The sequence below is a fragment of the Corallococcus sp. AB018 genome, from assembly GCF_003986945.1.
Taxonomy (GTDB): domain Bacteria; phylum Myxococcota; class Myxococcia; order Myxococcales; family Myxococcaceae; genus Corallococcus; species Corallococcus exiguus.
In genome coordinates, this window is record NZ_RAWR01000083.1 from 25,082 (window position 1) to 39,813 (window position 14,732).

Below are 14,732 nucleotides of genomic sequence, written 5' to 3' on the forward strand. Positions count from 1 at the left end.
GCCGCGACTTCAGGCCGGCAGGTACTGGCGGATCATCCGTCGCCACACGGGCCAGTCGTGGGTGCCGCCGTCCCAGATGGACAGGTCGTTGCCGATGTCCTTCTGCCAGAGGACCTTGGAGAGGTTCTCGTTGGAGGGGCGGCAGAAGTCGTGCTCGCCCACGGCCAGGGTCATCTCCACGCGGCGCAGGGCGGACAGGCGCCCCAGGTCGTGCAGGTTGGGCAGCCACTGCGGCGCGGTGTGGAAGTACACCTGTTCGTCGTGGTGGCCGTCGAGGAAGTCCTCCGTCTCGAACTTGCCGCCCATGGAGATGAGGCGCTGGAAGACGTCCGGGTGGCGCAGGCCCACGTTGTACGTGTGGAAGCCGCCCAGGCTGCACCCGGCGAGCGTGAGGCGGCCCCCGGCGGCGCGGCCCTTCGCGAGCGGCACCACCTCATGCAGCAGGTAGTCCTCCCACTGGGCATGGCGGGCCACGCGCACGGCGGGGGCGACGTCCTTGTTGTACCAGGACTCCTCATCCACCGAGTCCACGCACACCACGACGTAGCGGCCCGCGGCGATGCCGTCCGCGATGGCGCTGATGAGGCCGAAGTCCTCGGCCTGGAAGAAGCGGCCCTTGCTCGTGGGCACCAGGATGACGGGTTCGCCCGAGTGCCCGTACAGCAGCACTTCCATGTCCCGGTTCAGCCGCGGGCTGTGCCAGCGGTGGTATTCGCGGTTCATGGCCGCCACCTTACCCGGCGCGTTCGCGGCGCGAATACGACCGCCGGGCGGACGCGCACCGGTCAGCCGCCAGTGAACACCTGCCGGGGTTGCTCCACACCTCGCCAAGGGGTGAGGAAGGCATCCGCCTCCTTCGCGATGAGCTCCAACGAAGCGGTCAGCTCATGGCCGTCATCCACCTCCACCAGCCGGACGTGGCGCTTGCCCTGGGCCCACTCGCGCGAATAGCGCACGTCGCAGGTGTCGTCCTGGCGGCCGTGGATGATGAGGGTGGGCACGCGCACATCGGGCCAGGGGCCGCGCTTCGTTTCCATGAGCTGGGCCTCCTCCATGACGCCGTGGTGCACGCGCGTGCGGCGCTTCTCCGCGTGGTCATCCGTCTCCAGGTAGCCCGTGCGCTTCCACTCGGCCCAGGCGTGGGGGCCCAGGCGGCGCTGGAGCTGCTCCACGAAGTGGAAGGCGGGGGCCAGCAGCACCAGTGCGCCCACGCGCGCGTCCTGCTCCGCGGTGCGCGCGGCGACGAGCCCGCCCATGCTGGAGCCGATGAGGACGGCGCGGTCATGGGGCGCGCCCAGCGCGTCCCGCACGGTGTCCAGCATGGTGTGCAGGCTCAGGTGCTCCAGCGACGGCACGCGCAGGTTGAGGCGCTCCAGGGCAATGCCCTGCTTCGCCCAGTGCGCGTCCAGCCAGACGCCCTTGGCGGAGAGGGGGCCGGAGGCGAAGCCGTGCAGGTAGAGCCAGCGGGGAGCAGGGGTGGGGGGCGGCGCGTTCATGGGCGCGCACTGTACCCGCGCTAGAAGCGCAGCACGGGTCCGGCGACGATGCTCTGGAGCGGTTTGGAGCACATGTCCACGCTGACGCCCGCGCTGGCGCTGGTGTCTTCCGCGGCCTTGGTGAACTTCACGTCGCAGAACTGGATGGCGGTGGCGATGGAGATGCCCCACCGGTCGGAGATCCAGCCGTCCAGGCCCACGCGGAAGGCCATGCTGGTGACGTCGAAGTCCTCGCGGCGCAGCTGGCCCAGGCTGTCCGGGGTGAAGGGCTGCGACCAGCTCTTGGCCAGGCGCGCGCCCACCCACGGCGTCACCGGCTTGTCGCCGAGGAAGCGCAGGCGGGCTTCCAGGCCCACGGCCGTGTAGTCCAACTGCACGCGGCTCAACTCGGAGGGGTTCTGGGCCTCGGCGAACTGCTGGCCCCAGGTCTGGGTGGTCTCGAAGACGACGCCCAGGGACAGGCCGGGCGGCGTCTCCACGGCGAGCCAGGCCTGGAGGGCGGGGCCCTTGGCGCGCCAGTCGCTGAAATGATCCAGGGTGATGCCCGCGCCCAGGGAGGCATAGCCGTGCCACCCGTCCGCGACCGCTGGCCCCGAGCACAGGACGCCCGCGAGGGCCAGCCACTTCCACTTCGTATCCATGCCGCCACTGTATGCCGGACCGGGGGCGAGGCTAGGCTTGCGGGCATGTCCGTATCTTTCGAGGTCGCGGCGGCCGAGGTCCGCGACGCGCTCACCGACGCGAGTCGGGGGTTGGTGGAGCGCGAGGCGATGGTGGAGTTGGTGGCGCTGTCGGCGGTGGCGGGCGAGCACCTGCTCGTGGTGGGACCGCCGGGCACCGCGAAGAGCGAAGCGGTGCGCAGGACGGCGCGCGGCCTGGGTGGTGCGTACTTCGAATACCTGCTGGGTCGCTTCACGGAGCCGTCTGAAATCTTCGGGCCGGTGGACCTGCGCAAGCTGCGCGAGGGGCTGGTGGAGACGGAGACGGCGGGCATGTTGCCGGAGGCGGAGGTGGCCTTCCTGGACGAGGTGTTCCTGGGCTCCACCGCCATCCTCAACACGCTGCTGGGGTTGCTGAACGAGCGCACCTTCCGGCGTGGCCACACGCGCATGCAGTGTCCGCTGAGGGTGTGCGTGGGCGCGTCCAACGCGCTGCCGGACGATGACGCGCTGGCCGCGTTCGCGGACCGGTTCCTGGCGCGCATCTTCGTGGAGCCGGTGCCGGATCCTCGGTTGGAGGAGCTGCTGGAGGGAGGCGCGTCGCTGTGGGCGGACGCGGCGCCGCGAGTGGCGTCGCTCCAGTCCCTGGACGTGGTGGCGCAGGCGGCGAGGCGCGCGGACCTGGGGGCGGTGCGGCCGCACCTGGCGCAGGCGCTGCGGACGTTGCGGGCGGCGGGCATCGCGCTGTCGGACCGGCGCGCGGTGAAGGTGCAGCGGCTGGTGGCTGCCGCCGCGGCGCTGGCGGGGCGGACGACGCCGGGCGTGGCGGACCTGTGGCCGCTCGTCTACGCGGTGCCCACGAAGGAGGCACAGGCGCTGGCGCGCGATGTGCTGCGCGACGTGCTGTCCGCGTCGGAGAACCTGGCGCTGCCGGCCGCGGCGCTGGAGGCGAGCGCGGGGCCTCTGGCTCGGGCCCAGCGCATCGCGCAGGCGGGGCATGTGTTGCTGGAGTCGCGGCCCGTGGACGGGGACGCGGTGGCCGCGTGGCGGCTCAAGCTGGAGGGCGTGGCGCGCGAGATGGATGCGGGCTTCGCTCCGGAGGCACTGCCGGAGACGCTGCGTGCGTTGCGTGGCGCGGTGGCTGCGGTGCTGGCGGAAGAAGCGAGCACTCGCGCGGCGTGATGCTGGTGGCCTCTCCTGTGGAGTTGCCTGCCCCGACGGCACTGAAGGTGCCGTTACTGCAAGGGACTCTGCTCGACGTACTTCGCGAGCTTCTCCAGGGACATCCGCCAGCCGAGCTCGTTGTCCGCGGGCGGTACGCCGGGTGGCAGTCCTTCGTGCACGGAGAGCAGGTCGGTGCCTCCGTCTTGCGCGTCGGTGAGCGTGAACGTGATGATCATCTCTCCTTGGAGCGCGGGGTCGGAGGTCTCGAACTCGGTGGTTTCGATGACCTGTTCGTCCGGCACGAGCTTCACGAAGCGGCCGTGATGCGTGTCCGTGTGCGCGGTCGTCTTGCCGGTCTCCGTGGGCGCGTCGTAGGTGAGCGAGATTCGGAACGCGCCGCCCTCGCGCGGTTCGAAGACGTGCACCTGACTCGTCATGCCGTCGGGCACCATCCATGTCGCGACCGCGCGGGCGTCAATCAGGGCGCTGTAGACGCGTGAGCGGGGGGCCTTCAGGTGGTGGTGGATCCGGGTCGTGCTCATGCTCGGGAGCATGAGCAGGGCTCCGGACGCTGTACAGCTCAAGTCCGGGGGCCTGTCCCGTGTTGGTCCCTCTGTTGGCGCTGACGCCCGTTCGTTAGAGTGCCGGGGTGATCAACGGGCGTGGGATGCGCGGGAGCAGGGCGTCATGAGGCCGCCTCTGGAGCCGGTCGTCGCGGGACTTCCCGTGCGCTGGAGCCCCCGGGCCTTGCCGCTGGAGCCCGTGGCCGTGGCGGGCGTTGGTCCCGTGGCGCTCTCGCTGGGACACCGCGCTTCGCGGGCGGAGGACGCGACGCTCGCATCGTGGACCGGTGTCGCGGGACCGGACGTGCTCGTGCTGCTGGGGGCTGCTGCTTCGCTGCCCTGGATCGATGGTGCGGTGTACCTGGGCCGTGATCCGCTGGCGCCCGCGCTGCTGCTTCCCTGCGCGCTGGAGCCGGATGTGGCTCCTTCGCTGTTGGAGCGTGCGCTGCTCGCGGGGCTGGGCGATGCGCCGCTCGCGGTGCTGCCTGCGTCAGGGGTGCTCGTCTCCGTCGCGGCGGCCAAGCCTGTCGCGCGCGCCTCGTTGACCGCGTGGCTGTCCGCTGAGGCCGCTTCGTGACGACCGCGTTGCCTCCCGCGCTGCGCCCCTGGGCGACGCAGCTGTCCCTCTTTCCGGAGGACCTGGCGCGGCACCTGGGACCGCACGTGGCGCGGCTGTCGGCGGCGGTCGGAACGCTGCGTCCTCGCGGTGAGGCCGAGGGCGGTGAGCCTCAAGGCTATGACGGGCTCTCTCGACGAGGGCCTTTCGAACGGCTGCTCGTCAGTGAGTGGCTCTGGGCATTGGAGGCACCGGAAGAACTGGTGCGCCGCGCGGCGTTCGGCGAGTTGTCGTTCCTCAAGCCCTCGTTCCGTCAGCCGCAGGGGGCTCGGCGCACCGTGGTGCTGCTGGACGTGGGACCGGATCAACTGGGCCTGCCGCGCATCGCGCACCTCGCGCTGCTGGTCGTGCTCGCGCGCCGCGCGGAGGCCGCGGGCGCGGCGTTCACCTGGGGCGCGCTCCAGACCGAGCCCGCTCACGCCACCCATTCGGGCCTGGGCGGCACGTCGTTGCTTGCGTGGCTCGAAGCCCGCTCCACCACGCCCGCGTCCTCACGGCACCTGACCGCGTGGCGCGAAGCCCTGGACCTTTCGCGCGCGCCCGAGGACGTGTGGCTCGTGGGCTCCTCGCGCCTGGGGCGTCTGGAGGACGCGGAGGGGATGTCCCGCGTGGAGGTCTCCGAACCAATGGAGCCCGGTGCGCACCGGCTCACCGTGGACGTGCGGCCCGCGGGCCGTGTTCCCCGTTCGGTGGTGCTGGAGCTTCCGCCTCCGGACGACTGTCTGCGGCTGTTGCGCAATCCCTTTGCTTCGCGGCAGGCGGCTTCCCCATTGCAGTCGCGCAAGAGCGACCAGCGGATCGCGAAGTTCTCCTTCTCCGGGGACGGTCGGCGCGTGCTGCTGTTCTCCGCGGATGGCGGCGTGGAGGCCATGGCCGTGCCGCATTCTCCGCGCGCCACCGTGCCCAAGCCCCGGCGCGTCCAGGTGCCTCCCAGGCAGCGCGTGGTCGCGGCGGGATGGCGCAATTCGGGTGGGTTGCTCGTGCTCGCGCGGAGCCAGGGGGCGTACGTGATGCACGGGAACGTGCGCACGCCAACCGGTTACCGGAAGGCGCGCTACCACGTGGCGGATGACTCCATTCGGCCGGATACCGTGCCGGAGGCGCTGCCGTTGGACCTCCTGAGCTGGCTGGATCCGCGTGGGCATGAACACCTGTGGTTGAAGGACGGCAAGGACCGGCTGTTCTCGCTGGCGCCACCCTCCGGTGCGGAGAACGTGGCGATCAAGGTGGTGGCGGAGGACGTCTCCGCGATGGCGTTGGTGAACATGCGTCCGGTCTGCGTGCTGCGGCCCCAGGGCCAGGGAGCAGGTCACGCGGTCATCTCACGGCTCAAGATGCTGGACGAGGAGCCGGAGCGCATCGTTCCGCTCAACGCGCGTGAGGGGGAGGCGCACTTCGGCTACTCGCCGTTTGGGGGGCATCCGGACGCGGGGCTGCTCGCGGTGTGTGACCAGGCACCGGATTGGCGGCTGTTCCAGCGCACGGATGTGTCGACCCTCTCAGTTCCCTGGGGGCACCGTGTGGTGGGCGTGGTGCAGCCGCCCGCGCCTTCGCTGCCCGGGCTGATTGCATTGGATCCGGATCAGCGCACTTTCCGCCTCTTCTCGCTCCAGCCGCCCCGGACGCTCGCGGTGGCCAGTGGCCCCGTGGTGCAGGCCGCGGTGAGCCACGGGCAGCCGGTGTTGGGATGGCTGCTCCCGTCGGGAGAGTTCGTGTTGTGGGACCTGATGGATCAGGCGGTGTTGTATCGCTCCGTCCCGGAGGCCGCGGCGTGAGCCCCGCGTCGGAAGCCGTGCGTCCTCGCGCCCAGGTGCACCGGGGCACCGTGGTGGTGGCTGCCTGGTGGTTCCACTCCGGACTGCTGGGAGAGGCCGAGGCACGCCGCCGCGTGCTTGCAGCCTGGAGTCCCGGGGCCACGGTCTGGGCGCTGGCGGGAGGCCATCTGCTCAAGCTGGCGACACCGTGCAAGATCGCGGTGGGGGCCGCACCCGGATTGCCGCTGGTGCTGGAGTCCGGAGTGCTCACCAGCGCGCCGCTGAGCCCGAAGGAGCGCGAGCGATTGGCGCCTCCGCCGGGAGCCGTCGTGCTGGTTCACGAGGGCGTCGCACGGATGTACGGGCCCGGAGCGCTGCGCCAGGTGGATCCGGGGGCGTGGCTGGACGTCTCGGAATGGCGGCGTGTCCAGGTGAAGGCTCTGGGTGCGCCGCCTCCGCCCCTGAAGGTCGCGCTGGATCCGCTGCCTCCGCCTACGCGCGCGACGTTCGGACCGAAGGTGCCCGCGCTCGCGCCCGAAGCGGAGCGCATGCTGGCGCGCATGGCGGGGCGGGAGGTCCCGGTGGTGCGAGAGGGCTTCTTCGCGCGGCTGCGGCGGGCCTTCTCACGGAGGCCCGGCGACGCACTGCTGACCGTCCGTCGTGAAGGCTTGTTCTCACGGTTGCGCCGTGCCTTTCGCACGGAGACGCAAGGCACACCGGGCAACGCGTTGGCCCCGAGTCGCGCGGGATGGCTCGACCGTCTGCGGAGCGCCTTCTCCTCGAACGCGGGTCACACCTCCGCCATGGGCACTGGCGTACGGGTCGGTTGGTTCTCACGGCTGCTCGCTGGAATGCGCGGAGGTGACGCCGCAAAAGCCTCACAGGTCTCCAGCACCCACACACGTCCCGCAGAACCCGAAGGCCCGGGCGCACTCGAGCAGTTCAAGGAGTGGATGCTCCGGAACACGCCCCTGGGGCAGATCGTGGGACGGCGCAAGGGGGACTACCTGCGCCACCTCTTCGAACTCTTCGAACAGGGCAACCTCGACGAAGCCCTGCGCCACGCCATTCCCCTGGGCAAGGACCCGGACGCACGCGCGAAGCTCGCGCTCGGTGTTCCCGGCCCGCGCGAAGAGCTGCGCATCCAACCTCGCGGCCGGAGTGGTGCCGCGCAGTCGTTCGGCGGAGGCCCCGCCGTGTTCGAGGCGCTGCGCGAGCGCTACCGCGAGACCTTCCGCCGCCTGGAGCGCGAAGGCCGCATCGACGAGGCCGCCTTCGTCCTCGCCGAGCTGCTGGAAGCGGCCGAGGAGGCCGTGTCCTTCCTGGAGCGCCACGGCCGCTTCCAACTCGCGGCGGAGCTCGCCGAGGGACGCAACCTTCCGCCGGGCCTCGTGGTGCGCCAGTGGTTCCTCGCGAAGAATGTGGAGCGCGCGGTGGCCATCGCGCGGCGCTCGGGCGTGTTCGCGGACGCAGTGTTGCGCCTGGAGAAGACCCATCCCGCCGAAGCACAGGCCCTGCGCATGTTGTGGGCGGAGTCGCTCGCGGAGGCCGGAGACTGGTCGCGCGCGGTGGACGCCGTGTGGCCTGTGTCGTCCGCGCGCCACATCGCACGTGCCTGGGTGGAGCGGGGCATCCAGGCCGGCGGCACGGGCAGCGCGAAGCTCCTGGCGCGCCTGGCGCTCGAGTTCCCGGATGGCTTCGGCGCCGCGCGCGACGACATCCAGATACTGCTCTCGGATGAAACCCCGGCACGCGCTCCCGAACGCCTGGCCTTCGCCACGGAGTTGCTGCGCGCGGACGCCTCCGATGCCCGGAGCGCGCTCCTTGTCCCCACCGTGCGCTCGCTGATGCGCGACGAGGTGGTGGAAGAGCTCCCCTCCAACGCCAGTCTCCTCCAGCAACTGCACGCGCTGAAGGATCCCGCGTTGGCCGCGCTGCGCACGGACCTGCCAACGCCGCGTGCCTCGCAACGGAGCCCCTGGTCCGAAACGCACGACCTGCCGCACGTGCGCGTGTGGCTGGACCGGAGCCACGCGGGCGCCCACGCCGTGCATGACGCCGTGGTGCTGCCGGGCCGGCGCGTGCTGCTCGCGCTGGGGGAGGCGGGCGCGCGGCTGGTGGGCCCGGACGGACGCACGCTCGCGAGCTTCGACGTGCCGGCGTTCTCCCTGGTCCTGTCCGCGCAGGGAAACCGCGCCCTCGCGCTGGCTCGCCGGGGTGACCTGTGGCGCGTGTCCCGGCTGGACCTGGTGGAGCGCCGGGCCACGCGCTGGTGCGACCTGGAGCTGGATGCGTGGGCCCCCACCTACGACGGGGAGCGGTGGTTCACCGCCATGCGCGACACCGTGAGCATGGTGGACACGCTCGCCGCCGAGCCGCGCTCCCTGTGGCGCGTGCCGGAGGTGGGAGGCGTCGTGCTCGAGATGGCCGTGGACGCGAAGCACCTGTCCTTCCTCGTGCTGCACCTCACCCCGGGCCAGGACTTCGAACGGCTGGAGCGCTGGACCTATGAGCTGGAGGACGGCCCCGTCCTGCGCGGGCGCGCGGACATGAAGGACCTGCGGGAGACACTGGACGCCCTCGCGCTCACGCCCGATGGCGAGGCGATGGGCGTGCTCATCGCGCCCACCGAAGACGAGGAGCCCGGACCCTGGCCCTACTACGTGGCGCCCATCGTCGCGCGGCGCTTCCACCGCCCGTCCCGGCAGGACGGGGAGCGCATGGGCGTGGTGCTCACTCCCTCCTGGAGCGTGACGCGCTTCCAGAAGGGCGAGCTGCACACGGCCGTCCTGCGCACCGTCGCCGACCACCCCCGCGTGACGGTGGAGTTCTCCGGCACCCCGCCCCAGGTCGTGCGCCTCATGGAGGACTGGTGCGTCGTCCACGACCTGCTCGGCCGAGTGGTGTGGCTGGACCTGCACTCCGGCGAGGTCCACCGCGTGCCGGTGGTGTGAACCTCGACGTCAGGCCCAGCGCATGTGGCTGGGCACGATGACGATGGTCGCCGTCAGCGCGCAGGCCGCGTCGTCCACCACCAGCACCACGCGCACGCCCTCCACCGTCACCAGCAGCGAGGGCTGCTCGCTGTGCAGTGCCATCAACCACGACGACGCCAGGGGCAGCTCCGAGGCCGCCAGCTCCGAGGCGCGCAAGAGGTGCACGCGCACCGCGTGACGGACCGGGGCGGGCAGGGCGTGCAGCGCGTAGAGCGACTCGTCCGTCAGCCGCAGCGCGTACGGCACGCGCGGGGGTTCCTTCGGACGCCCGGGCAGCTCGCGCAGGCGCTCTGCCAGTGCCTGCACCAGCGCCTCCGGCTGCTGCGGCTTGTGCAGGAAGCCCACCACCCCGTGCAGCGGCACGTCCGGAGCACCTCTCGCCGAGGACATCAGCATCACCGTCAGGTGCCGCAGCCGCGCGTCCGTGCGCAATTGGCCGTACAGCTCCCATCCATCCAACCGGGGCAACACCAGGTCCAGGAGGATGAGGTCCGGGTGCTGCGCCCGCGGGCGATGACGCAGCCAGTCCAGCGCCTCCGCGCCGTCCGCCACGGACGACACCACGAAGCCCGCTTCACGCGCAGCGCGGCCCACACCCTCGCGCCATGTCCGATCGTCCTCGACGAGCAACAGATGGTGGACGCCGAGGGCCATCCCTCCATTTGACTCGCTTTTCCTTGGTTTCTTGAAGTGAACCCAGGGTCTAGTGGGCTCCCCAGCGTCACCTGTCTGACAGTGTGCCCCGACGACTGTTCCCCCCAGACGCCCACCGTCTGACCGCTCGCATCACCGTACCACTGTCATCTTGCAGTTGAGCTGTAGATGCGCACCCTTCGCGGCGCTCATGGCCTACCGCTGCCAGCTGGAATCCCCGGTGGTGCGCACGCTCACGGCGTGTACGCCCGCGGTGCGTGAGCGGCTTCAGGCGGAGCTGGGGGCGCTCGCCAGCCGGATGCCGGGGCTGCCGGTGCCGCCGTCGGGGCGGGAGGGGGCGACGGTGCTCGCCTGCGGCTTCCAGGTCCGCTACCGCGTGGAGCCGGGCGCGGGGCTCCTGCGGTTGACCGCCCTGTGGCCGCTGGGCCTGGTCCGTTCGCCTTCCTCCTGACACGTCGCCAGACGGTCCTTGTCGCATGAGAAGCGGGGGCCTAAGTCGGAGGTGAGCTCCTCTTCCCCCGGATGCACCCCAGGCCCCTTCGCCCGCGAGCCTCGCACCGTGTCCCTGACCCTGGCCGACTTCCTCTTCCAGTCCCGTGACGTCCTGCAGGACGCGTGGCTCCACGAAGCCCCGGGCTCTGGTGACACCTTCACGCACGGGCTGTCCGCGGTGGCGGCCCGCATGTCGAACCCGGACGCGCGCGTCTCCGACTCACTGGCGCGCGAGCTGTCGCTGCTGGTGCAGGGCTCCAACGGGCACCCCACGACGACGAACTTCCGGCGCCTGCGCGACACGGTGCTGCGGCTGTGGCGCGAGCGGGACGGCGGGGGCCAGGGTGACGAGGAACAGGTGGAGCGCTTCCACGACGCCGTGGACGCGGTGGAGGCCGCGGCGCTGGAGGCCCATGTCCAGGCGCGGATGCTCGCGTCGCGCGAGGCGGCGGAAGCGGCGCGCGAGCAGGGCGCCCCGGACGCGTCCGGCCCCCAGCGTTGGGAGGACATCTTCACGCACCTGGGCGTGGGCGTGGCGGTGATGGCCGCGGAGGACAGCACCTTCGTCGCGGCGAACCCCGCGCTCGCGCGCATGCACGGGCAACCCGCGGAAGCGCTCAAGGGCCTGCGGCTGGAGGACCTGGTCGCGCCCGAGTCGCGCGGCGCGCTGCCCCGGCACATGGCCGCCGCCAGCTCCAAGCCGTTCCACGAATACGAAGCGCTGCACCTGCGCCGCGACGGCAGCCGCTTCCCCGCGTTCGTGCACGTGACGTCCTTGAGGGACGCCACGGGTCGCCGCGTGGGCCGCGCCGCCACGGTGCTGGACATCACCCAGCGCCGTCAGGCGGAGGCGGAGCGGCAGCGCCTGCTGGCCACCATCGAGGCGGAGCGCGCGCGGCTGGCGGCGGTGTTGGACCAGCTCCCCGCGGGCGTGCTCATCGCGGAGGCGCCCAGCGGCCGGCTGCTGTTGGGCAACCGCGCGCTGGAGTCGCTGCTGGGGCATCCGTTCCGGCCCTCGGCCAGCCTGGCGGACTACGAGTCGTCGCATCAGATGTTTACCGCGGACAACCAGCCGCTGGCGGACGACGCGTGGCCCATGGCCCGCGCGCTGCGCACCGGTGAGACGCGCCAGGCGGAGCCGCTCCAGGTGCGCCGGCCGGACGGCACCACCGCGCACCTGCTGGGCTCCAGCGCGCCCGTGCGCGACCGGGACGACCACATCGTCGCGGGCGTCGTCACGCTGGTGGACGTCACCGAGCGCCGCCGCGCGGAAGAAGCGGCGCGGGAGGCGGCGCAGTTCGGCGAGCGGCTCATCGCCATCGTCAGCCACGACCTGCGAAACCCCCTCAACGCCATCCAGCTGTCCGTCACCAAGCTGATGCACGGAGACGCGCTCCAGGAGCGGGACCGCAAGGCGGTGTCCCGCATCGCGCGCTCCGGTGAGCGCATGGCGCGGATGATTTCGGAGCTGCTCGACTTCACCCGCAGCCGGCTGGGCGGCGGCATCCCGATTGAGCGCGTGCCCGGCGACGTGCGCGCGGTGGTGCGCCAGGCGGTGGAGGAGTTGGAGGCGGCGTGGCCGGAGCGCTCGCTGACGCTGAACGTGGGCCCGGGCCGCTACGACGGCGCCTGGGACGCGGGCCGGCTGCTGCAGGTGGTGAGCAACCTGGGCGGCAACGCGCTCCAGTACAGCCCGCCGGACTCATCCGTGCGCTTCACGCTGTCGGACGCGGACGCGCACGTGGTGTTGGAGGTGCAGAACGGCGGAGACCCCATTCCGCCGGACATGCTGCCGCGTCTGTTCGACCCCTTCCGGCGCGGCGCGGGCAGCAACACGCACGGCGGCCTGGGGCTGGGGCTCTACATCGTCGAACAGGTGGTGAAGGGCCACGGAGGCCGCATCGAGGTGCGCTCGCGCGCGTCGGAAGGCACCGTCTTCCGCGTGCTCCTGCCTCGCGAGCCGGCGCAGCCCGCGACGCCGCCGGCTCAGTAGGCGGCGGCTAACTGCGACTGCGCGGAGGAGCGGAACGGCTCCAGCGCGCGCATCAGGTCGTCCAAATCCAGCGGCTTGGGGATGGACGCCCGGATGCCCTGGGGCACGGGGCGGGTGGCGCCCGCGCCCGACACGACGATGACGGGCAGGTTCGCGAGGCGCGGCTCCTTCTGCACGCGCTCCATCAGCTCCCAGCCGCTCATCACCGGCATCATCAAATCCAGCAGCATCACGTCCGGGGTGGGGCCGCGCCTCAGGCGCTCCCAGGCGTGCAGGCCGTTGCCGGCGACCTCCACGGCGAACCCTTCCAGCGTGAGGAACTCCTCCAGCATCTCACGGCTGTCGACATGGTCTTCCACGAGGAGGATGAGGCTTCGCATGGCTTCCGGGAGCCTCCCCCCGTCCGGCCCCGTCCGATAGACCCCGTGTCCAGGGAACGTCCAGCCCTGGACGATAGGCCATTGGCACTGTGAGGCCCGCGCCACTCGGGGTGCCTTGGAGGGCAGGCGGCCGAGGCCATCCCCGCGAAAAGCGGATGGGGCCTCCCCCTTCCAGGCGCCAGGAGCGCGGAAGGCGAAGGCCCCACCGGGGACCTCGGGCTACAGGTCTGTTCAGCCCTGGTACTGGTGCACGGACATGATGGGGTAGTTCATGGACGTGAGGCTGATGCGCTGCGAGCCGTCCGAGTTCACGTTGTTGGAGCCGATGAACTGGGGCTTGCCGTCCTTCCAGCCCGCGAACATCACCACGTGCTGGCCGTCGCCCACCTTCATGGAGACGACGTCGCCGGGCTTCGCGTCCTTCAGGTCCACGCGCTTGAAGTTCGGGTCGCGGTCCAGGTTCCCCTGGAGCGTCATCACGGACGCGCTGTGCTGGCTGTCCTTGATCTGCCCGGCCTGCTCCAGGCACGCGGAGACGAAGTTGGCGCAGTTGACGTTGTTGGGGACCCAGTCCTCCATGTCCGCGCCCACGCCGGTCTGCTCAAGCTTCAGCGAGCCGGCGTTCTTGCCCATGTGCGACATCGCGATGTCGAAGGGGCTGCCACCGGGGCCACGCGTGCCCGGGCCCGCGCCGCCCGGAGGCGCCGTCACGTTGCCCGCGCCGCTGGAGCCGCCGGAACCGCCGCCGCGCACGCCCTGACCCTGGGTGCCGGGCTCGAAGCTGTCGCGCGAGCCGGGGATGTTCAGCGTCTTGCCCGCGTAGATGAGGTCCTTGTTCTGGATGTCCGGGTTGGCCTTCATCAGCGAGTCCACGGACGTGCCGTAGCGCTTCGCCAGACCAGAGAGGGTGTCGCCAGACTGGATGCGGTAGCTCATGGGGGGGCTCCTATGGGAGCAGTGACCCGGAGGTGGTCACCGGCTGCGATTGTTTCCATTCTCGCCATTCAAGAACCGGTGTTGCGTCCCCCACCTGCTTTTCACTCCTGGCGCACATGTGGGCGAATTGGCGTACCTGGAGCGGAATCCGACCCTGGAAAGGGCGCGCATCCGCGACACGGCCCCCCGGTGGGCCGCCCGGGGGGGCCGTGTCGCGGTGCGCAATTTCCGGGGATTTAGCGGCTCTGGGCGTCGTGCTTCTGGCGGGCGATGCGGCGGCTGAGGGCGTCCTGCTTCGCGTCGATGCGGGCGCGCTCGGCGGCGTCCAGGTGGCCGTCGTCCCGGCGGTCCTGGCGGATTTCACGCTGGAGCGAGCGGTGCTGGCGCTCCAGGCGCACGGCCTCGCGGCCCGTGAGCTCGCCGCTCTTCACGCCCTGCTTGATGCGCTGCTGCTGGTTCACCTGGCGCCGGTCGGCCTCCGCGGCCACGGCCGGCAGCGCCACCGTCAGACCCAGCACCGCCGCGAGCATCCCCAGTCCGTTGCGCTTCATGGTGTGTCCTCCTCGATGGGCGCGGGCGTCGTGCCAGCGCGTCGTCCTTGGAGGGTTGAACCCGGGATTCGCGCGGGGGTTGCGGGCGGCGCTCTTGACCGGGTGCGTCCAGGTGGGTGGCCCTTATGAAAGGGGAAACAATCCGAGGGGATGGGGACGTGCTGCACCCTTGAACGGGTGGGAGGGCCCGCGCATGGTGGCGGGGTGACGACCATTGCTCATCCCGACTTCACGGCGGCGCGGTTCACCAGCTACCCGGACGCGCGCTTCACCCCGGCTCCGGCGGACGGCGTGCTGCCGGAGGGCTTCTTCACCACGACGAACCTGCCCACGTACGTGAGGGTGGACGGGCGGTGGCGGATGCCGCGCGAGCCGCGCATGGACGGCGCGCTGGTGCGGGACGCGGCCGGCGAGCTCTGGGTGCGCGAGGGCCGCCGGGTGCGCGCGGGCGGGCAGGTGGTGGTGGGGGAGGCGGAGG

At 71.5% G+C, this 14,732-nt stretch carries 14 protein-coding genes and 1 pseudogene; 7 read left to right on the plus strand and 8 right to left on the minus strand.

The window, feature by feature from the left end:
• Positions 1–9: 9 nt before the first annotated feature.
• The 3 genes from D7Y11_RS18930 to D7Y11_RS18940 form a co-directional block, all read right to left on the minus strand.
• Positions 10–723 carry an esterase family protein gene (locus tag D7Y11_RS18930; RefSeq protein ID WP_120575722.1) on the minus strand — a complete coding sequence of 238 codons (714 nt, stop codon included), beginning with the start codon at positions 721–723 and terminating at the stop codon, positions 10–12.
• Between the two features lie 62 nt (positions 724–785).
• A complete protein-coding gene (locus D7Y11_RS18935) occupies positions 786–1,496 on the minus strand; it encodes a YqiA/YcfP family alpha/beta fold hydrolase (protein WP_120575721.1) in 711 nt (236 codons plus the stop codon).
• 20 nt (positions 1,497–1,516) lie between these two features.
• A complete protein-coding gene (locus D7Y11_RS18940; RefSeq protein ID WP_121752263.1) occupies positions 1,517–2,137 on the minus strand; it encodes a hypothetical protein in 621 nt (206 codons plus the stop codon).
• Between the two features lie 45 nt (positions 2,138–2,182).
• Between D7Y11_RS18940 and D7Y11_RS18945 the strand changes: the two genes are divergently transcribed.
• On the plus strand, positions 2,183–3,337 hold the full coding sequence (locus D7Y11_RS18945) for an AAA family ATPase (RefSeq protein WP_126934379.1): 1,155 nt from the start codon (positions 2,183–2,185) through the stop codon (positions 3,335–3,337).
• A gap of 53 nt (positions 3,338–3,390) precedes the next feature.
• Here D7Y11_RS18945 and D7Y11_RS18950 read toward each other — a convergent pair whose 3' ends face one another.
• Positions 3,391–3,861, minus strand: a complete 471-nt coding sequence (locus D7Y11_RS18950) for an SRPBCC family protein (protein ID WP_233607330.1) — start codon at positions 3,859–3,861, stop codon at positions 3,391–3,393.
• Between the two features lie 145 nt (positions 3,862–4,006).
• Between D7Y11_RS18950 and D7Y11_RS18955 the strand changes: the two genes are divergently transcribed.
• The 3 genes from D7Y11_RS18955 to D7Y11_RS18965 are packed head-to-tail and all read left to right on the plus strand — an operon-like array spanning position 4,007 to position 9,206.
• Entirely contained in the window at positions 4,007–4,459 is a 453-nt protein-coding gene (locus tag D7Y11_RS18955) for a hypothetical protein (protein ID WP_126934381.1), read from the plus strand.
• Positions 4,456–6,273, plus strand: coding sequence for an LpqB family beta-propeller domain-containing protein (locus tag D7Y11_RS18960; protein ID WP_126934382.1), 1,818 nt, complete (start codon positions 4,456–4,458; stop codon positions 6,271–6,273). Before D7Y11_RS18955 ends, D7Y11_RS18960 begins: the two co-directional genes overlap by 4 nt.
• Positions 6,270–9,206, plus strand: coding sequence for a bpX6 domain-containing protein (locus tag D7Y11_RS18965; RefSeq protein WP_126934383.1), 2,937 nt, complete (start codon positions 6,270–6,272; stop codon positions 9,204–9,206). Before D7Y11_RS18960 ends, D7Y11_RS18965 begins: the two co-directional genes overlap by 4 nt.
• 9 nt (positions 9,207–9,215) lie before the next feature.
• Here D7Y11_RS18965 and D7Y11_RS18970 read toward each other — a convergent pair whose 3' ends face one another.
• Complete coding sequence (locus tag D7Y11_RS18970) at positions 9,216–9,902, minus strand: response regulator (RefSeq protein ID WP_121752257.1); 687 nt, start codon at positions 9,900–9,902, stop codon at positions 9,216–9,218.
• Positions 9,903–10,092: 190 nt separating this feature from the next.
• Between D7Y11_RS18970 and D7Y11_RS18975 the strand changes: the two genes are divergently transcribed.
• Both D7Y11_RS18975 and D7Y11_RS18980 read left to right on the plus strand, forming a co-directional pair.
• Positions 10,093–10,353 (plus strand): hypothetical protein, encoded by a 261-nt coding sequence (locus D7Y11_RS18975; protein ID WP_126934384.1) that lies wholly within the window; start codon positions 10,093–10,095, stop codon positions 10,351–10,353.
• A gap of 108 nt (positions 10,354–10,461) precedes the next feature.
• Positions 10,462–12,387 carry a PAS domain-containing sensor histidine kinase gene (locus D7Y11_RS18980; protein WP_233607331.1) on the plus strand — a complete coding sequence of 642 codons (1,926 nt, stop codon included), beginning with the start codon at positions 10,462–10,464 and terminating at the stop codon, positions 12,385–12,387.
• Here D7Y11_RS18980 and D7Y11_RS18985 read toward each other — a convergent pair.
• The 3 genes from D7Y11_RS18985 to D7Y11_RS18995 form a co-directional block, all read right to left on the minus strand.
• Positions 12,381–12,767 (minus strand): response regulator, encoded by a 387-nt coding sequence (locus D7Y11_RS18985; RefSeq protein WP_120598280.1) that lies wholly within the window; start codon positions 12,765–12,767, stop codon positions 12,381–12,383. The genes D7Y11_RS18980 and D7Y11_RS18985 overlap by 7 nt on opposite strands.
• Positions 12,768–12,998: 231 nt before the next feature.
• On the minus strand, positions 12,999–13,703 hold the full coding sequence (locus D7Y11_RS18990; protein WP_120575711.1) for a LysM domain-containing protein: 705 nt from the start codon (positions 13,701–13,703) through the stop codon (positions 12,999–13,001).
• Between the two features lie 236 nt (positions 13,704–13,939).
• Positions 13,940–14,254: a hypothetical protein gene (locus D7Y11_RS18995; RefSeq protein WP_126934385.1), complete on the minus strand. Its 315-nt coding sequence runs from the start codon at positions 14,252–14,254 to the stop codon at positions 13,940–13,942.
• 204 nt (positions 14,255–14,458) lie between these two features.
• Between D7Y11_RS18995 and D7Y11_RS19000 the strand changes: the two are divergent.
• Positions 14,459–14,732 (plus strand): annotated as a pseudogene (locus D7Y11_RS19000) (hypothetical protein); the annotation flags it as partial.